16 protein-coding genes and 2 pseudogenes are annotated in these 20,225 nt (G+C 31.3%); 14 read left to right on the top strand and 4 right to left on the bottom strand.

The window, feature by feature from the left end; genetic code table 11:
• The first annotated feature begins 2 nt into the window (after positions 1–2).
• The 8 genes and pseudogenes from ACTG3Y_RS01945 to ACTG3Y_RS01910 all read left to right on the top strand — a co-directional run bounded on the left by ACTG3Y_RS01945 (position 3) and on the right by ACTG3Y_RS01910 (position 11,302).
• The gene (locus ACTG3Y_RS01945; protein ID WP_439151239.1) at positions 3–1,154 is read left to right on the top strand and encodes a glycosyltransferase family 4 protein; all 1,152 of its coding nucleotides are present in this window, start codon (positions 3–5) and stop codon (positions 1,152–1,154) included.
• A gap of 6 nt (positions 1,155–1,160) precedes the next feature.
• Positions 1,161–1,774: pseudogene (locus tag ACTG3Y_RS01940) on the top strand (sugar transferase).
• A gap of 33 nt (positions 1,775–1,807) precedes the next feature.
• Positions 1,808–3,895, top strand: coding sequence for a peptidoglycan bridge formation glycyltransferase FemA/FemB family protein (locus ACTG3Y_RS01935; RefSeq protein ID WP_439151238.1), 2,088 nt, complete (start codon positions 1,808–1,810; stop codon positions 3,893–3,895).
• Entirely contained in the window at positions 3,896–4,876 is a 981-nt protein-coding gene (locus tag ACTG3Y_RS01930; RefSeq protein WP_439151237.1) for a polysaccharide deacetylase family protein, read from the top strand. It begins immediately after the preceding gene.
• Between the two features lie 205 nt (positions 4,877–5,081).
• The gene (locus ACTG3Y_RS01925) at positions 5,082–6,206 is read left to right on the top strand and encodes a DegT/DnrJ/EryC1/StrS family aminotransferase (RefSeq protein ID WP_439151236.1); all 1,125 of its coding nucleotides are present in this window, start codon (positions 5,082–5,084) and stop codon (positions 6,204–6,206) included.
• A complete protein-coding gene (locus ACTG3Y_RS01920) occupies positions 6,203–8,098 on the top strand; it encodes a polysaccharide biosynthesis protein (protein WP_439151235.1) in 1,896 nt (631 codons plus the stop codon). Before ACTG3Y_RS01925 ends, ACTG3Y_RS01920 begins: the two co-directional genes overlap by 4 nt.
• A 28-nt stretch (positions 8,099–8,126) precedes the next feature.
• Positions 8,127–8,903, top strand: a complete 777-nt coding sequence (locus ACTG3Y_RS01915; RefSeq protein ID WP_439151234.1) for a polysaccharide biosynthesis/export family protein — start codon at positions 8,127–8,129, stop codon at positions 8,901–8,903.
• A 20-nt stretch (positions 8,904–8,923) separates the two neighbouring features.
• Complete coding sequence (locus ACTG3Y_RS01910; protein WP_439151233.1) at positions 8,924–11,302, top strand: GumC family protein; 2,379 nt, start codon at positions 8,924–8,926, stop codon at positions 11,300–11,302.
• 22 nt (positions 11,303–11,324) lie between these two features.
• On the opposite strand, the pseudogene ACTG3Y_RS01905 reads toward ACTG3Y_RS01910, so the two are convergent.
• Positions 11,325–12,497 (bottom strand): annotated as a pseudogene (locus tag ACTG3Y_RS01905) (proline dehydrogenase family protein).
• A 91-nt stretch (positions 12,498–12,588) separates the two neighbouring features.
• Here ACTG3Y_RS01905 and aroB point away from each other — a divergent pair.
• Positions 12,589–13,662, top strand: coding sequence for a 3-dehydroquinate synthase (gene aroB / locus ACTG3Y_RS01900; RefSeq protein WP_439151232.1), 1,074 nt, complete (start codon positions 12,589–12,591; stop codon positions 13,660–13,662).
• Here the strand turns inward: aroB and ACTG3Y_RS01895 are convergent.
• The 3 genes from ACTG3Y_RS01895 to ACTG3Y_RS01885 form a co-directional block, all read right to left on the bottom strand.
• Positions 13,659–14,174, bottom strand: a complete 516-nt coding sequence (locus ACTG3Y_RS01895; protein ID WP_439151231.1) for a DinB family protein — start codon at positions 14,172–14,174, stop codon at positions 13,659–13,661. The genes aroB and ACTG3Y_RS01895 overlap by 4 nt on opposite strands.
• Before the next feature lie 73 nt (positions 14,175–14,247).
• Complete coding sequence (locus ACTG3Y_RS01890) at positions 14,248–14,727, bottom strand: Lrp/AsnC family transcriptional regulator (RefSeq protein WP_439151230.1); 480 nt, start codon at positions 14,725–14,727, stop codon at positions 14,248–14,250.
• A 65-nt stretch (positions 14,728–14,792) separates the two neighbouring features.
• On the bottom strand, positions 14,793–15,947 hold the full coding sequence (locus ACTG3Y_RS01885; protein WP_439151229.1) for a M14 family zinc carboxypeptidase: 1,155 nt from the start codon (positions 15,945–15,947) through the stop codon (positions 14,793–14,795).
• A 303-nt stretch (positions 15,948–16,250) separates the two neighbouring features.
• Here ACTG3Y_RS01885 and ACTG3Y_RS01880 point away from each other — a divergent pair, with 303 nt between their 5' ends.
• From ACTG3Y_RS01880 to ACTG3Y_RS01860, 5 genes are all read left to right on the top strand, one after another.
• Positions 16,251–16,619 (top strand): helix-turn-helix domain-containing protein, encoded by a 369-nt coding sequence (locus ACTG3Y_RS01880; protein WP_439151228.1) that lies wholly within the window; start codon positions 16,251–16,253, stop codon positions 16,617–16,619.
• A 41-nt stretch (positions 16,620–16,660) separates the two neighbouring features.
• Positions 16,661–17,047 carry a hypothetical protein gene (locus ACTG3Y_RS01875; protein ID WP_439151227.1) on the top strand — a complete coding sequence of 129 codons (387 nt, stop codon included), beginning with the start codon at positions 16,661–16,663 and terminating at the stop codon, positions 17,045–17,047.
• Between the two features lie 5 nt (positions 17,048–17,052).
• Positions 17,053–17,844, top strand: coding sequence for a TerC family protein (locus ACTG3Y_RS01870; RefSeq protein ID WP_439151226.1), 792 nt, complete (start codon positions 17,053–17,055; stop codon positions 17,842–17,844).
• Entirely contained in the window at positions 17,844–18,668 is an 825-nt protein-coding gene (locus ACTG3Y_RS01865; protein ID WP_439151225.1) for a sialate O-acetylesterase, read from the top strand. The genes ACTG3Y_RS01870 and ACTG3Y_RS01865 overlap by 1 nt, the downstream gene beginning before the upstream one ends.
• A 107-nt stretch (positions 18,669–18,775) precedes the next feature.
• Positions 18,776–20,224, top strand: a complete 1,449-nt coding sequence (locus tag ACTG3Y_RS01860; protein WP_439151224.1) for an MBOAT family O-acyltransferase — start codon at positions 18,776–18,778, stop codon at positions 20,222–20,224.
• Position 20,225: the final 1 nt, after the last annotated feature.

Here is a 20,225-nt window from a genome sequence, read left to right as displayed (position 1 = left end):
GTATGAAAAAGAAGATTATGCGCATAACGACAGTACCTGCATCCTTGGGCATTTTGCTAAAAGGTCAGCTAAAGTATATGAATAATCATTACGAAATTTTAGGTGTTTCTAGCTCTGGTACTCATCTCAAAGATGTGGAACAAAATGAAGGCATTAACACTCAAGTCGTAGAAATGACACGCACCATTTCGCCATTTAAAGATTTAAAATCACTTTATAAGCTTTACAAATTAATAAAGAAAGAAAAACCGTTTTTAGTTCATACACATACACCAAAAGCAGGTACTTTGGGTATGATAGCGGCCAGACTAGCAAGAGTTCCTAATAGATTGCATACCATTGCAGGATTACCTTTACTCGAAGCTAAAGGAGCAAAAAGAACTTTACTTAATATCGTTGAAAAAATCACCTATGCTAATGCCACACTAATTCTACCTAACTCATTTGGGTTGTTTGAAATTGTAAAAGAAAATAAGTTTACAAAAGATAACAAACTCAAAGTCATTGGTAAAGGAAGTTCTAATGGTATTGATACAGAACATTTTAAAAAATCTAATATATCTAAAAATCAGCAGAATGAATTAAAACGAAGTCTAAATATATCAGATACAGATTTTGTATTTACATTCGTCGGAAGATTAGTCACTGACAAGGGAATCAACGAATTAATTGATGCATTCAGCCTAATAAATGAAACAAATCAAAATATTAAGCTTTTATTGGTCGGTACATTAGAAACAGAATTAGACCCACTAAAAGACATTACTTTGAGCAGTATTGAAAGCAATAAAAATATAATTTCTGTAGGCTGGCAAACCGATGTTAGACCTTATTTTTCTATTTCTAATGCTTTAGTATTTCCTAGCTACAGAGAAGGGTTTCCAAATGTTGTAATGCAGGCCTGCGCTATGGAAATAGCTAGTATAGTAACAGATATTAATGGGTGTAATGAGATAATCACCAATGATAAAAATGGAATTATTATACAACCAAAATCTACAGAAGACATCATAAACGCCATGGAATTTCTACTAAATAATCCTGAAAAAACTAAAGCTTATGCTAATGCAGCCAGATCAAATATTTTAAAAAATTATAATCGTGAATTGATTTGGAGCGAACTTTTAAAACTTTATAAATCTTTAGAGGCTTAAGTTATGTTGTATTCAAAACTTTTTAAACGACTCTTTGATTTTTTTGCTACACTAATAGGCTTAATTATTATCTCGCCTATTTTCTTGGTTTTAGTATACTGAGTATTTCAAACAATGGTAAACCATTTTTCTATCAGACCAGAACTGGTAAACAAGGTAAACTATTTACCATCATTAAGTTTAAGACCATGAATGATAAAACTGATGCTAATGGTAGTTTATTACCAGCTTTAGAACGTGTTACAAAAACCGGAGACTTTTGCAGAAAATACTCACTCGACGAAATTCCGCAATTAATAAATATCCTCAAAGGCGATATGAGCCTTGTCGGTCCTCGCCCACTCATTCCTCAATATTTAGAACATTACAGTGAGGAACAAAATAGACGACATGATGTTATGCAAGGTATTACCGGTTGGGCCCAAATTAATGGAAGAAATACCATTACATGGGAAGAGAAATTTAAGTACGATGTCTACTATGTAGATAATCAATCGTTTTTATTAGATTTAAAAATACTTTGGTTAACATTTTATAAGGTCATAAAGAAGAGCGATATCAATAATTCAGAATCCTTAGACATGCCTTTGTTTACAGGTACAGAACAAAATAACAGCTAAGATAAAATTTTAAAACCTGGCTATTATCTAATTATGAACAACTTTACATTACAAATTCTAAACCTTACGATTTCTGGTGATGTAGACAAATACAAAGACGCACTTGCACCCTTTAAAGACGACAATCCGTATTACAAGATTGATTTTATTGATGTGTTTTCATCTGGATTAAACGATTGTTTTGCATTTATTCTATTAGATAAAACCAACAAACCATTGGTTTTAATGCCTTTTTATTACAAGCCCATAGAAGGTCACATTGAAAGTCTTGAGTATTACGATGTAAAATCTACTTATGGCTATAATGGTCCTTTGATTAAAGAAAATACCGAAATTGAAATTATAAAGGCGTTTTGGAATTTAGTAGATAATTGGTATGCTAATAATAATGTGGTGTCTGAATTTATAAGATTCAGCCTAAATGGAAATTATCTAGATTACACTGGCGAATTAAAAGAGACACTTTTAAATATTAAAGGTAAATTATCTGAAGAGACAACAATTCTAGAAAATTATGACAGAAAAGTTAGGAAGAATATAAAAAAAGCAACTCGAGAAGGTATTAGTGTCAAAATATATTACAACAATATAACTTCAGAAATATTTAATACATTTTACGATATTTATCTAGAAACGATGCGAAGAAAGCAAGCACAAGAAACCTTCTTTTTTAGCCAAGAAAAAGTACTTAGCTTCATAGATAAGTATCCAGATAATAATGCCATTGCAGTTGCATATTATAATAACATACCTGTAGCATCAGAACTAATTCTTTGCTCTAATTCAGAAATATTTTCTTTTATAGGAGGAACAAAATCTGATTATTTTAAAAAAAGACCAAACGATCTATTAAAGCATGAAATCATTTTATGGGCTAATCAACAGGGTTTCGAAAGTTTTACTTTAGGTGGTGGCTACGGCAGTGATGATGGAATTTTTAAATATAAGAAGTCGTTTTTTCCAAATGGTGTTGTTAAGTATTTTACTGGCAGAAAAGTCATTAATCCAGAAATTTATAAATCATTAGTTATGATTAAGATGGGAATTGAAAGCCCTATAAATTATATGACCGATTTTTTTCCTCAATATCAATCAATGCTTACTGACAAACTAAGCGAAATTAATGAAATAACCTCAAAATCAGAATGGGCTAAAGCTTTAGCAGAAGTAAATAATTACGACTTTTACCATACTTATGATTATCATGAGATTTCATGTAGTGAAAATGAAAGTCCAATTATGCTGCAATACGAGACTAAAGGCATTACTATTTTATTACCATTAGTCCTAAGATCAATTCCCAATACTAAATATTTTGATTTCACTTCAGTTTACGGCTATGCCGGACCTTTGAGCAATACCAGTGAACTTGAAATAGCAGAAAGAACTAAATTTCAGGAATCTTTAAATGAGTACCTAATCAGCAAAAATATTGTTTCAGTTTTTAGTAGGTTACATCCTTACATTGAACAAAATCAAATATTAGATGGTTTGGGTGAAGTCGTTGAATTGGGCGCTGTTGTAAATATAGATGTCACCTTACCACTAGATGAATCGCGAAGAGCTTATAGTAAGTCTAATAAAAATCAGATAAATAAACTAAGACGTCAATGTGAGGTTGTAAAAGCAGAAACGAAAGAAGATATTATAGATTTTATTAGTATTTATTACGAAAACATGAAACGATTGAACGCCGATGATCATTATTATTTTGACGAATCTTATTTCTTAAAATTTATGGAAATTACAGATTTTGAAACGGATATATTAATGGTAAAGGATAACGAAACTCAAAAATATATTGCAGGCTCAATGTTTATTAAAACTAAAGATATCGTTCAGTTTCATTTATCTGGTACGCGAACGGACTTTTTAAGATTAAAGCCTTCTAAATTATTTTTAGATGAAATGCGGATTCAAGCCCATAACCAAGGTTATAAATTCTTTAACTTAGGTGGTGGATTAGGTAGTGAAAAAGATACTCTATTTGAGTTTAAGGCATCGTTTTCTAAAGATTTTAGAGCATTTAAAATCTGGAAATATGTTGTAAATGAAGACGTTTATAGCGACCTTTCTAAAGATAAAAGTAACACTGATTATTTTCCAAAATACCGAGCCTAAATGAATGAAGGGAAATTTGTAATATCACTAGATTTTGAGTTGCATTGGGGTTTTTTTGACAATAGAACTTTAGAAGATAGCAAATCACAACTATCTAATGTTGAAAACGTTATTGAAAAATTATTGGAGTTATGCAACCAATATAATGTCAGTATTACTTTCGCTACCGTAGGTATGCTTTTTGCTGAAAATAAACGCGAAATAATAGCTTTTCTCCCAAAACGTAAACCTAATTATACCAACAAGTTACTAAATACCTATGAGCTACTAGATCAAATTCAACCTGAAGATGAAAAATATTATTTTGCAAAATCACTGGTAAATAAAGTTGCCAACCAATCCTTACATGAAATAGGCACACATACCTTTAGCCATTATTATTGTCATGAAGATGGTCAGAATATTAATGATTTTAAAGATGACATTAGTTCTGCGATAGAAATAAGCAAATCTCAGAATACAACTATTTCAAGCATTGTTTTCCCAAGAAACCAATCAATACCTGAATATATAAAGGTGTGTGAAGAATATGGTATTTCAACATATCGTGGTAATTGCTGGTTTAATTTCAACAATGATTCCAGGCAAATACAAATCAAAGAATACGCCATGATGGCTTGTAGAGTCATTGATAGCTATGTAAATATCTCAGGCAAAAATACCTATAAACTTCAAGACTACAATTCTAAAAATTCTGGAATAATTAATATTCCAGCAAGCCGCTTCCTGAGACCATACAATGCTAAACTCAAAGCTATTGAAAAACTTAAGGTAAAACGAATTAAGAGATCGATGACAAAAGCAGCAGAAAACAATGAAATTTTTCATTTATGGTTTCATCCTCACAATTTTGCCAATAACATAGAAGAAAATTTTCAGAATTTAGAATCCATTTTTAAGCATTATAAACAATTGCACGAACGCAATAATTTTGATAGTATTACAATGTCTAATTTGGCAAATCAATTCTTGAATTCTTAATACTTTTTATCTGATTTTTTTACGTTTAGTTTGCTCTCTGTCTTTATATGTCGTTTAAAATAAACCGTTTGTCGTAATAATTAATATTTGTTTGATGCATTAGTTTATTACACCATATATTAGCATAATTGAGCTATTAATTTATTAGGTCCCAAACACCTTAAATTAAATATAAACCTTTAGGCTAAAACTTAAAGAATAACCTATGAACCAAAAAATATGGTTGTCTTCGCCGCATATGAGTGGCAAAGAGCAATTCTACATAAAAGAAGCGTTTGACACTAATTGGGTAGCACCTCTTGGTCCTAATGTAAATGGTTTTGAGAACGATCTTCAAGCTTATTTAAATGACGATGTTTATGTTGCCACATTAGCTTCTGGTACTTCCGCGTTACATTTAGGTTTAATACTGCTAAATGTTACACAAGGAGATGAAGTTATATGCCAAAGCAAAACATTTTCTGCTTCAGCTAATCCAATAGCCTATCAAGGAGCCACACCTGTCTTTGTAGACAGCGAAAAATACACCTGGAACATTTGCCCAGAACAACTTGAAATTGCTATAAAGGATAGAATATCCAAAGGAAAAACACCTAAGGCAATTATTGCAGTTCATTTATATGGTATGCCATATAAGGTCGATGAAGTTAGAGCTATTGCTGATAATTACAAAATACCAATTATTGAAGATAGTGCAGAATCCTTAGGAAGTACCTATCATGGTAAAAAATGTGGTACGTTCGGAGACATCTCAATTCTTTCATTTAATGGCAATAAAATTATTACTACCTCTGGTGGTGGTGCTTTAGTTGCACGAAGTGAAGCCTTAAAAAATAAAGCTGTATTCTTAGCTACACAAGCAAGAGATAATGAACCGCATTATCAACATTCTCATATTGGTTATAATTACAGAATGTCTAATATCGTAGCTGGTATTGGTCGTGGTCAAATGACAATTTTAAACAGTCACGTCGCAAAGCGCAGAAGCAACCATGAGTTTTATAAACAGACATTTAAAAATAACAATGCTATTACATTTTTAGAGGAACCAGAAGGTTATTTTTCTAATAGATGGCTTACATGCATATTACTCCCTTCTTTAAAGGTAAGGGAAGAGTTAAGATTAGCATTAGAAAAAGAAAATATTGAATCGAGACCTCTTTGGAAACCAATGCACCAACAACCCATATTTAAAGATGCACCAATGTATAAAAATGGTGTTTCTGACGATTTGTTTAACCGTGGTTTATGTCTTCCAAGTGGATCTAATCTCACTGACAACGAATTAAATAGAGTGATTTTAGCTATAAAAACGTATTTTGCAGTATGATGGTGAAGTTTCTACATAGAATCTCTCAAAAATATGCCTCAAAATGGCTTGTGCTATTATTTGATGTATCAATCATTTTAGTGACGTTTTTCTTAGCCTATCTCATACGTTTTAATTTTAAGTTCGATTTTGATATTTACATGTTACTAGAGCAACTGCCTTATGTTGCCTTAGTGTCCGTAATTAGTTTATTATCTGTTGGTTCTTATAAGGGTGTGGTTAGGTTTACTGGTTTTAAAGACATTGTAAATCTTATCATTGGTACAAACATATTAGCAACACTTTTAATTTGTGTGACTTTTATAAGTAGAAAGTTTAGCGCTGATGATAGCATTTTTAATATTTCTGGTTCCATCATTTATATTCACTTATTACTAAATATACTATTCTTAATAGGTGCCAAATTATTTATTAAATCCCTTTATAATTATATTACCCAAGACTTTACTACAATTTCAAATGTATTGATTTTTGGTGCTGGTAATTCTGGCATGCTTACTTATGACGCTATTAAAAATGACACTAAAAACGGATTAGAGGTAGTTGGGTTTATTGATGATGATGAGCGTAAAATTGGTAAAAAAATTAATTTGGTTAAGGTTTACCATATTTCGGCTATTGATGAAGCCTTTATTAAAAAGCATAATGTTGAAGATGTTATAATTTCAATTCAAAATATTGATCCAGCTAGATTATTACAAATCACTGGAAGTCTCTTTACACTTGGCCTTAAAGTAAAAATCGTTCCACCTGTTCAGAGTTGGATTGATGGTGATTTAAGCGTTGGGCAAATAAAAGAGGTTAAAATTGAAGATTTATTAGGTAGAGAACCCATTAATATTAAAAACCCTGATTTAGAAGATCAATACGACAATAAAGTTATTCTTATCACTGGTGCTGCCGGCTCTATAGGTAGCGAGATTTCCAGAAAAATAAGTCTATATAACTATAAAAAACTCATACTTGTCGATAATGCTGAATCTGCATTATATGATATACAACAAGAGTTTAGACAACAAGGGTTAACTAATATAGACGTCATTGTTGCTGATGTTAGAAATAAAACCAGAATTGATCACATATTTAATCAATACAAACCAAAAGTTGTATTTCACGCTGCAGCATATAAACATGTACCGTTAATGGAAAATAATCCATTTGAAGCAGTTAGTGTAAATATTGGTGGTACTAAAAATGTAGCAGATATTTCAGTTAAGCACAGCGTAGACAAATTTGTTTTAATATCAACAGATAAAGCAGTAAACCCAACAAATGTAATGGGTGCGACTAAACGAATTGCTGAATTATACGTAACGTGTCTAAAAGGAAAAGGTAATACGAAATTTATTACGACGAGATTTGGAAATGTATTAGGTTCAAACGGCTCTGTTATACCTTTATTTAAGAAACAGATAGAACAAGGTGGACCACTAACGGTGACTCATAAGGATATTACCAGATATTTCATGACTATTCCGGAAGCATGTCAATTGGTTTTAGAAGCAGCAGCAATGGGCAACGGCGGGGAAATATTTGTGTTTGATATGGGTAAACCGATTAAGATTTTTAATCTTGCAAAAAATATGATTATTCTGTCTGGCCTGCGCTACCCAGAAGACATCGAGATTAAGATTACAGGGTTAAGACCTGGTGAAAAAATTTATGAAGAATTATTAGCGCATGGTGAAAATACTAAAAAAACATATCATGAAAAAATAATGATTGCAAAATCTCGTCATATAGATATTGAAACCGTTGAGAACCAAATCAATAAATTAACAGTCATAAAAACATTAACGCAGCCTTTAGAAATCGTTTCTTTTATTAAAGCATTAATTCCAGAATACATATCTAATAATTCGACTTATGAAGTATTAGATTCTAAAAAATAACCCCCAATTATAACTAAACAACAATTAAATGAAAACACGCATACTCATAGTCTCAATTTTAACTCTTGTTTTATCGACATCGTGTGCCTCGCGTAAGGACTTAGTTTATTTTCAAGATGAATTAGTAGAAGACAATCAAATGGCATCTAAGCCAAAACAGTTAATTTACAAAACAGACGATATATTGACTATTAATGTATCAGCCTTAGATCCAGACACTGTTAGACCTTTTAATTTACCTGTAATATCAAATAATGCTACTAACCTACTTGTTGCACAAGGCAACATTCAAATGCAAACCTATTTGGTGGATTATAATGGTAATATTGAATTTCCAGTATTAGGTACTATTAAGGTTGCTGGTATGACAAGGACAGAACTTACAAAGTTTTTAACCGAAAAGATCAGTACAATGGCCAAAGATCCAATTGTAAATATACGATTAGCTAATTTCACCGTAACCATAATCGGTGAAGTATCTAGACCTGGTACATTTACTATTCAAGACGAACGTATTACTTTATTAGAAGCTTTAGGATTAGCAAATGACCTTACAATATTTGGTAGTCGTAAAAACGTAATGATAATAAGAGAAATTGAAGGAGTCAAGAAGTTTACTAAAATTGATTTGACATCTATTAACTCTATTAATTCTCCAGCATATTATTTGCAACAAAATGATGTCATTTATGTTGAGCCAAATAATGCAAGAATTAGACAATCTACATACAATCAAAACAATAGTGTATTAATATCGGCTATTGGAACACTAACTACAATTCTGGCAGTATTTCTTATACGCTAATTAATTTATAAGTTTTTAATATGGAATCTAACGTTGCATCAAAATCTAATGAAATAAGAAAAAAGTTCGATTTATTTCTGTCAAAAAGGAAGTTAATCGTAGTTTGCTTAGTGCTTTCATTAGCTTTAGGCTATACATATTTAAGATATGCTACATACCAATATAAAGCTGTTGCAACAATTAAAATTAAAGACGAGAGACAATCAAAAAAACTACCTGGAATTGAGGATATACAAACTCAAGGTTTGTTTTCCGATGGTACAAATAAAATTATTGATGAAATTAAAACCATTAGATCAAGAACCTTGATTGCTAATGTGGTTAAACAATTAAAACTCAATATCCAATATTTTGAAGAAGGCAAAATAAAAGAACAAGAGTTGTACAAAAACCCTCCTCTTGAACTTAGTTTTTTTGCAAGCGATTCTATAATTCACCAAGTAGATACCACGTTTTACATTAAAATAAAATCAGAATCAGATTTCTTAATGTTTAAAAATGATGGAAAGTCGATTTTAGAACGAGATGAGGCACAAGCTAAGTTATTTGCATTTGGTGATAGAATAAAAACAGGTTTTGGAGATATTGTTTTAGTTCCAAATATTGGTGCTTTTTCGCCTAAAATAGGAAGCAACCTAAAAATATCGATAAGAAATGTTAGTGCTATTGTTGGGATGTATCAAAATAGCATTAAGATGGCGACAGACAAAGGCTCTAGTGTAATTACTTTAGAGCTAAATCAAAATATACCACAAAAAGCTATAGATATACTTAATCAACTCATAAGAGAATATAACAAAGATGTAATAAGAGATAAAGAAGATGTGGTCAAGGTAACCTCTGATTTTATTAATAATAGACTACAGATTGTATTTCAAGAGCTTGAAGAAGTAGATTTTACAGCCGAGCAAATTCAGAAAAAAAATAAATTAACCGCTCTTGGAACACAAGCAGATATATACTTACAAGCCGAGAAGCAAAATGATGCTCAAATTACCAATGTTGCTAATAGAATACAGCTGATTGAATTTCTAAGTGAAGAGTTAAATCAAAATAGTAAATCATCAGACTTATTACCTGCAGATATTGGTATAGGTGACCCTAACATAGCTCAGGTTACTAAAAATCATAATGAACTTGTCGCACAACGAGATCGTATTCTTCAAAATTCTAGTGAAAGCAATCCGGTTGTGATTAACCTTAATAACCAGATAGATGCGTTAAAGGTTAATTTAGAAAATTCTCTACAGAATATGAAACGTACCAATGAAATCACATTGAATACATTAAATCAAGAGGATGCTCGTATTAGAGGCCAATTGTATACAGCACCAACAAAAGCTAAAGAGTTAAGAAGTATTGAGCGCCAGCAAGGTATTAAGGAATCACTCTACTTATACTTATTAGAAAAAAGAGAAGAGTCTGCTATTAGACTTGGGATGTTTTCACCGAATGCAAAAATTATAGATCAAGCCTACTCTTCTTTTGAACCTGTAGCTCCAAATAAAATGTTTACGTATATCGCAGCATTTTTACTAGGGCTTGCAATTCCTTTTGGCTTCATCTTTGTGCAAGACTTATTAGATACAAAAATCTACGATAAAGATGATTTAGAAGAAATATTAGATATTCCGTATTTAGGAGATGTACCAAGAACAAGTAAAAAGAAGCAACTAGTAAAAAAGGTAGATTACTCGCCAAAAGCTGAAGCTTATAGAATTATACGTTCTAATATTGATTTTATGCTCAAAGGTTTAGATAAAAGTGCAAAAAAGCTATTTATTACATCTACCAGACCACAAGAAGGTAAATCGCATACAAGTACCAATTTAGCGATGTCGATAGCATATTCAGAAAAATCTGTGTTATTGATTGAAATGGATATTAGAGTTCCAAAGATTATGGATTATTTAAATCTAAAGCCTAAATCTGAAAAAGGTCTTTCTGATTATATTGTAGATAAATCCATAAAACCAAATCAAATTATAACTAAACACAAGGATAATTCTTATTTAGATATCATCCCTTCTGGAACAATACCACCAAATCCTTCAGAATTATTAATGAGCAATAGAGTCGGTGAACTTTTTAATGAGTTAGAGAGTCAATATGATTACATAATAGCAGATACGTCTGCTGTTGGTATAGTCAGTGATACACTTTTAATTTCTAAATATGCTGACATGTTTATATATGTTGTAAGTGCAGAAGACATTGATAAGCGAGAGCTAGTTGCTGTCGCTAAAACCATGTACGAAGACAAACGATTACCACATATGACTATGTTGCTAAATGGCACAAAACAAGGCAGAAAGGGTTATGGCTATGGTTATGGGTACGGAAACAATCCTTCGAGAAATAAAAAATGGTATGACCTTTTCTCTAAAAAGAAAGCCTGAAAATAGTAATCAGTTTACGGATTTATGACTTTCGTCTTCTTTTCTCTGTTTTTAGTAATGAAAGTTCTCTATTAGTTTGACCAGCAACAGATGTATTCTCTTCTGCTCTTCTAATTAAATATGGCATAACATCTTTAACAGGACCGAAAGGAATATATTTAGCGACGTTATACCCTGACGCTGCCAAATTGAAACTAATATGATCGCTCATACCATACAATTGCCCAAACCATACATTGTTATCTTCCTTACGTATATTATATTTTTCCATCAATTCCATCGCTAAATAACAACTAGCTTCATTGTGAGTACCAATAAATACTGAGATATCATTTAAGTTTTCTAGAATGTAAGATAATGTATCGTTAAAAGTATCATCGGTGATTTTCTTAGTTTCACATATTGGAGACTCATATCCCATCTCTTCTGCCCTATTTCGTTCCTTCTCCATATATGCGCCGCGTACAATTTTCATACCTATTTTAAAACCGTTTGCTTTACCTTTTTCGTGCAGTTTCTTGAGATAATCTAACCTATCCCAACGATAACACTGCAAGGTATTATAAACTATGGTTTTTTCTTTATTATATACCCGCATCATATCCGCAACTAATTCGTCTGCAGCATCTTGCATCCAACTTTCTTCACCATCTATTAAAACTTCGACATCTTTTTCTTTAGCTAACTTACAGACCGCATCAAAACGTTAAACTATTTTATTCCACTCTATTTGTTCACTTTCAGTAAATTCCTTACCCTCTGTTTTTTTTTGATATAGATAAAAGCGTCCAAAACCAGTAGGTTTAAAAACTACAATTGGCATGGCTTCTCTCTCATCACAAAAATGAATAATTTTTAATATTTTTTCAGCGGCATTATCAAATTGTTCCTCTGTTTCCTTGCCTTCCACGGAATAATCTAAAACTGAGCTCACACCTTCTGTAAACAAGTTATCAATAACTGGCAAGCAATCCTCTTCGCTAACTCCACCACAAAAATGATCAAAAACAGTAGATCTAATTAAGCCTTCTACTGGTAAATTTGCTTTTATTGCAAAATTTGTAGCCGCTGTACCTATGCGTACTAATGGTTGTGAAGAAATCATTTTAAATAAAAAATACGCACGTTCTAATTCTGTATCTGATTTTAATGTGAATGCAGTCGCAGTATTTTCAAAAAGATTGTGATTTATCATTTCTGGCAATTTATTTTTGCAAATATATTTAATATCACGCTTTCTTTTTCAGAAAACTAAGTATTTTCACAACTTCAATTTTACTTAAAAAATGAATTCTATTTCCACAAAAAATGCTGTTATACATTTTAATTCTGAAGTGTTTAGTCAGCTAAATAAGTATATTACAGATAAACATCCTTCAAAAATATTTGTTCTTGTAGACACTAATACTCATAAAGATTGCCTACCTCAATTTTTATCTCATATGGAATCTGGAGATATTGTCGTGGAAGTAATGGAAATGCCAGAGGGAGAAGATCATAAAACTATAGACATATGCACTGGTGTATGGGAAGCGTTATCAGAGTATAATGCAGATCGAAAAAGCATATTAATAAATTTAGGTGGTGGTGTAGTTACCGATTTAGGTGGATTTGTTGCAAGTACCTATATGCGTGGAATTGACTACATAAATGTGCCTACTTCTTTATTAGCTATGGTTGATGCTTCAGTTGGAGGAAAAACTGGAGTAGATTTAGGAGCGTTAAAGAATCAAATCGGTATAATAAACGAAGGAAGTATGGTGCTAATAGATACGTCGTTTTTAAATACCTTGCCACAAAACCATATGGTGTCTGGTTATGCCGAAATGTTAAAGCACGGACTAATAAAAGACCGAGCTTATTGGGAGCGATTAACAAATTTAGAACAAATGGATATTTCTGCTTTAGATCAGTTAATCTACGATTCTGTTATTATAAAAAATAATATTGTAAGTGAAGATCCTGGAGAACAAGGTTTAAGAAAAACACTAAATTTTGGTCATACACTAGGTCATGCGATAGAAAGTTATTTCTTAGAAAATGAAGAAAAAACTACACTTCTTCATGGCGAAGCTATTGCTGTAGGAATGATATTAGAAGCTTATATTTCATCTAAGTTAACTGGTCTTAAAGCCGTAGAATTAATTACTATTACCAACGGGATTCTAAACTCTTTTTCTAAGGTAGAATTTAATGATAATGACCTCAATGTTATTATTGATTTACTTAAGTACGATAAAAAGAATAGTCATGGAATCATAAAGTTTGTGCTTCTAGAATCTATTGGAAAGGCCAAAATTGATTCTGAAGTGAGTAATGACCTCATCTTTGAAGCGTTTGAATACTATAAATCAGTTTAAAGGTAACGATCTATTATAATCTGATTATGGTGGTTTTCATGGCCTGTAACAATATAACCTATTGCCCTTACAGAGATTTTAGAGCCGCTCGCATTACCTATTAACTGTAAAATATCATCATTAAAACTACTATATAAAGAAATCGTGGCCTCCCGTACAGTTTTAAATTCTGCGATTAAACTTTCTAAAGAACGCTTATTAGCTTGACCTGCTACAACATAATCATCTTGATCAAACCCTGCCATTGGAGTCATATCGTTTCTTGAGATGCGTAACGCTCTGTAGGAAAAAATACGTTCTGTATCAATGATGTGCAACAATATATCTTTTATAGTCCATTTATCAGGAGCATAGGCATAATTATGTTTTTCTGTCTCTATGTTAGAATAAAACTGAACCACAGAGTCTAAATTCGCTTTTAAACCCAAGATAATATTTGAATGTGCAGCAAAGTCTATATATGACTTATAATATGGATTATATTCGGTTGAATTCAGTAAATCAGAAATCATAGGTTTGGTTTGAAACAAAAAATCCCTAGATAATCAATTAACTAAGGATTTTTGAAATACTATTAAGTGTTAATTATAATTCGTTAAAAATAGTGTGCATTAAACGCTTTTTATCATTAATGCTTTCTTCTAATGATATCATTGTTTCCGTTCTGTAAACTCCTTCAATATCATCTAGTAAAAAAATAATTTCCTTCGCATGCATAGTGTCTTGTGCTCTAATTTTACAAAAGATATTAAATTTTCCAGTTGTAATATGTGCTACAGTCACATATGGTATTTTAGCAATACGTTCTAAGACGAATTGTGTTTGTGAAGTATTTTGAAGAAATACACCTACGTAGGCAATAAAAGAATAACCTAGTTTTTTGTAATCTAAGGTCAAGGAAGATCCTTTAATAATTCCTGCTTCTTCCATTTTCTTTACTCGTACATGGACAGTACCTGCAGAAATCAATAATTTTTTCGCAATATCCGTAAAGGGAATACGCGTATTATCGATTAACATATCAAGAATTTGGTGGTCAATATCGTCTAATTTAAACTTTGGCATAATTGAATAATCTTTAAACTAAATGCAAAATTAAGACATTTTCATTAACAATTACGCACTAAAAGCTAATAATTTAGAGGTTTTAATGAGATTTTTTCATTATTTATCAGTACGAAATCGTTTTCGTTAGCTAGTTTTAATTCCAAATTTTCAGTTGATTTTACAATATTTCCTTTAGCATCAATTTCCCTATGACCATAAAACTCATCGAGACTTGAAATCTTAACAATTTGTGGAATAAATACAATGTTCTTTTCAATAAGAACTTCTTTATATTGTATAGCTATATCTTGTAAATCCGAGGAATTGAGGTCTACCCTAGCATTCCTTATTATAATATCATGAAACTTTTTATTGTTTTCGGGTATTTCTAAATAGCGTTTGTAATTTGAAACATCGTAATTAGTAGCAATAGTTTTTAATCCTTTTAAAATAGCAAAAAACACTAAACGCCTAACCTCTTCCCTCTGGTAATCGTTATTACAATGACCTGCTTCATATAATAATGTTGGTACTTCTAAACTCTGAAACATATCGCCAACACAGTTAAGGTTAAAACTATCATCGTAACGCGCTACACTTTCTGGAATCTCTTTTTGTAACAAATCATTTACTTCTGCTATTATAGACATAGCAACTTTTCTAGTATCTGTTAGGGATCGTTCTTCATTTTCAGAAGGAGATAAAAATGCCAAAGTAGCTGAATTCTTAGTCTTTCCAACATTGTATATAGTGCGTTGACCGTGAAGATTAAAGCAAAAATCTGGTTTAAAATCATTAAACACAGATCGTAATACCTTACTTTCTGGTTGTGATAGATGTAATGCATCTCTATTCAAATCAACATCATTGGCATTAAAACGCGTATAATTATACGCACCATCAGGATTTAATATTGGGATGATAAAAAGTGTGCAGGCACTCAGAATTTCTTTTTTTACATCTTCATCGAGAGAAAACAGACTTAAACAATCCAATATTGCTTTGGTTGTAGTAGGTTCATTTCCGTGCATTTGAGACCACAGTAACACCTTTTTATTACCAGCTCCAATTTTAATACCGTAAATAGGATTATTTTTAACAGACTTTCCAATAGTTATAAACGTAAATTCTGGATGAGATTTTATAAAATTTTCTAAATGATTGTTTGTAATATATCTTCCAAAAACCTCGTTTACTTTATTCGATTTATACAGCTTATTTAGATAATCTAATTCCATATGCTTTTTTAATGCTTTACAAATGTAGTCAATTGTTATTTTACATTTGTAAACAGCGAAATGATATACGTTTGTTACAACCGTATACAGTTGACACAGATTATTACTCCTGCTCAACCTTTACAATTGAAAATAATTCAATGCTTTTATTTTTTAAAATATATTGTATTTATTTTCAGTGTACTAAAATTTTTAGTTAAACTAATTATTTAATATTTATAATTCTTTTTTAGTCAAAATTAATAGAATGATTATACGATTGATTACATTTGTAACGTTATTTTACTCAAACAACGGTTTACAATGATAAACTCAAGTGATTTTACTAAACGACTGCAAAAGGTCATTGATTTTTACGACGAAACGGCTTCTGGTTTTGCCGAAAAAATAGGTGTACAACGCTCTAGTATTTCGCACATATTATCTGGTAGAAATAAACCAAGTTTAGATTTTGTAATGAAGGTACTTCACTCCTATCCCGAAGTAGAATTGTATTGGCTTTTAAATGGCAAAGGAGAATTTCCTAAAACAAAAAAAATATCTCAAGTCCCTGAATCTAATTTTTCTGAAGGCAATACAACTGAAATTTCAAAAAAAGTAACACCGGACTCAGAAATTGACAAAATTGTTATCTTCTATAAGGATGGTACTTTTAAAAGTTACAAGCCTTAAAAATCATTATTCTATTCATTATCTTTGTTAAAAGAGATTTTATGAAGCGTTTTTTTATTGTTTTATCAGCTATAATATTAGTTGGATGTTATGAAGTAGAGCGTAATTGTGTAGATTTTAAAACAGGTGAATTTGAATTTAATTACACTATCAATGGTATTGAAAAAACAGGCCAATTCACCAGGACAGACTCTTTAAATATTGATTATTACGAAGGAAAAGTAGATTCATCCTCAGTGCGCTGGATTAACGATTGTGAGTTTATATTGAAAAAATTAAATCCAAAAAGTAACGCTGACAAAGATGCTATACACATGAAAATCCTTTCGACTTCAGACAATTCATATACTTTTGAATATAAACTTGCTGTCAAGAAACCGAATAAACCACTCAACGTACAGAAGGGTATTGCAACTAAGATCAATTAATCATTATGCTTGAATTTTTATTTACAACTGATGCAATAATGGCATTGATAACGCTTACGTTCTTAGAAATAATTCTGGGAATAGATAACATAGTTTTCATATCTATTGCAGCGAACAAATTACCAGAAAATCAGCGTGGTAAAGCAACAAACATAGGATTAATACTAGCTATGGTACAGCGTATTATACTCCTGTTGTTTGTATCTTTTTTAGTTAGTTTAAGTGAGCCTTTTTATAAATTGAACACAGATTGGTTGTCTATTGCCATAAGTTGGCAGGCTATTATATTATTTGCAGGTGGTATGTTTCTTATTTATAAAAGCACTTCTGAGATTAGAGAAAAGGTAGAAACTCCCTCTCATGATGAAGATGAAGTCAAGTCAAAAAATATAAAATCATTATCTCAAGCCATAGTACAGATATTAATTATTGACTTTATTTTTTCCGTAGATTCAATTTTAACAGCTGTTGGTATGACTAATGGTCTACATCCTAACAATAACTATAATCTTGTTTTAATGGTTATAGCTGTTGTTATTTCTATTGTCGTTATGATTGGTTTTGCTAATCCTATCCGAAAATTTATTGACAAGAATCCAAGTATGCAGATCTTAGGATTAGCATTTTTAATTTTAATCGGATTTATGCTTATAACAGAAGCAGCTCACTTATCACATACAGAATTCTTCGGCAAATCTGTAGGTGCTATTCCAAAAGGCTATCTTTATTTTGCGATAGCATTCTCATTGTTTGTTGAATTTTTAAACCACAAATCAAAGAAAAACTCCAAAGCTTAATGTGGAGAACACACTATATATTGATATTGGTAGTTATCTTAACTTTTAGCATAAGTTGCAAAGAGGATAAATCTTCAATAATAAATAAAACTCAACTAGACAAAACTAAATTCTATGATGTTGTAATAATGGCTGGGCAGTCTAACATGGTTGGTCTGGGCGATTTAAAGGAGCTTGAAAATGATACACTACCAAATAATATCGTTTATATCAATCATGGTACAGATACAGAATTTAATATCTTAACAAATACGTTTGGACCTGAAATAAGCTTATCGCAATACCTTAATAAAAGATTTCCAAATCGAAACTTTATCCTAATTAAATACGCTATTGGAGGTTCCTCAATTAAAGATTGGGTTGATATTGATGGTTTGAATAGAGATAATAATCAAAGCACTGGACACCTGTTAGATGAATTGAAAAGTTTTACAGATGATATTCTAAATGGTTATAATCATCGAGTTTGTGCGCTGTTATGGTCTCAAGGTGAAACTGACGCTACTTCTGAAACGTTAAGTCGAGATTATGAAGCATACTTCATGCAATTAATAAGCCAAACACGATCTAAATTCAACAACAACAATCTACCTATTATCTACACGGAGCTTTCAGCTAAAGCCGTTAAACCGAATGCAAAAGAAATTTTGAATACATCATTATTAAGAATTTCTAAAACGATCCCTCACACCTATTACACCAGAACTAATGATTTGAAATTGCAATCTGACAGCTTGCATTATTCAGAATCTGCATTATTAAAATTAGGTAAACGATTTGGCACTATATTAGAGAATGTTTTAGTAATAGAACGTGATAATTAGCCCACTTAACTAAAATTTTAATGATTATTGTGTTTAGAAATTTACCAATTCCTATATTTCTCGAATATTTAAGAAATATATTAGCCCAAATCTGTAAATAATGAGTAATGCTATTTAATTCAATAGACTTTGCAATATTCCTACCTGTGGTTTTTGTTCTGTATTGGTTTTTTTGCCAAAAGAATTTAAAGCTTCAAAATTTACTTATTGTAATAGCTAGTTATGTTTTCTATGGCTGGTGGGACTTGAGATTTTTATCTCTTATTGTTTTTAGTACCATTGTAGATTTTACTGTCGGTAGATTAATATTAAAAGAAGACAATCAATCTAAGCGAAAGGTTTATCTCTGGATAAGTATCTTGGTAAATTTAGGATTTCTTGGGTTTTTTAAATATTATAACTTCTTTCTAGACAATCTTGTAGAATCATTCCGATTATTTGGTACTGAGTTAAACGCCAACTCGTTACAGGTCATTCTACCAGTAGGAATTAGTTTTTATACATTTCAAACGCTTAGTTATACTATAGATGTTTATAGACGAAAATTAGAACCAACTAATAATTTTGTCGTTTTCGCAGCATTTGTTAGCTTTTTCCCTCAGTTAGTTGCAGGACCAATTGAAAGAGCTACAAATCTACTGCCACAATTTTATACCAAACGAAATTTTAATTACCATAAAGCTGTTGACGGTCTAAGACAAATCCTTTGGGGAATGTTTAAAAAAGTGGTTATTGCAGATAACTGTGCTGAATTTGCTAATGAATTTTTTAATAATTCTGATGCTTATGGAGGCAGTGGGCTGCTTCTCGGAGCCTTATTCTTCACATTTCAAATCTATGGTGATTTTTCTGGTTACTCTGATATAGCGATTGGTACATCAAGGCTCTTTGGATTTAATTTAATGCAAAATTTCGCATTCCCGTATTTTTCAAGAGATATTGCGGAATTCTGGAGACGTTGGCACATATCGTTATCAACCTGGTTTAGAGACTACTTGTATATTCCGCTTGGAGGAAGTCGCGGTGGTACAGCCATGAAAGTAAGAAATACATTTATCATTTTTATTGTGAGTGGTTTTTGGCATGGCGCAAATTGGACATTCATAGTTTGGGGAGCACTTAATGCCATTTATTTTTTACCGTTATTATTAACCAATCTTAATAGAAATAATATAGGAATAGCAGCGGAAGGAAAACTAATTCCAGCGTTTAAAACTATAGTTAGTATATTAATAACTTTCGGACTAACTGTTATTGCCTGGATCTTCTTTAGAGCAGATTCAGTCGCTCATGCCATTAGTTATTTAAAAGGTATATTTTCTCAAAGTTTATTTTCTATTCCAGAATTTGAAAATAGAACGCATGCCGTAGAGGTATTAATTTTAATTGGATTTTTACTCTTAATTGAATGGTTGGGAAGAGAGAATCAATATGGAATTGAAAAATTAGGATTGAAATGGAATAGAAGTCTACGAATGGGCTTTTATTTAGTCATCGTATGTTTAATTTTCTTATTCATTGGTAAAGAACAAGAATTTATATATTTCCAGTTTTAAC

It is taken from the genome of Winogradskyella sp., from assembly GCF_965656915.1.
In the GTDB taxonomy this organism is placed as follows: Bacteria; Bacteroidota; Bacteroidia; order Flavobacteriales; family Flavobacteriaceae; genus Winogradskyella.
Note: the sequence above shows the minus strand (reverse complement) of the source record. Positions and strands in the feature narration are given on the sequence as shown.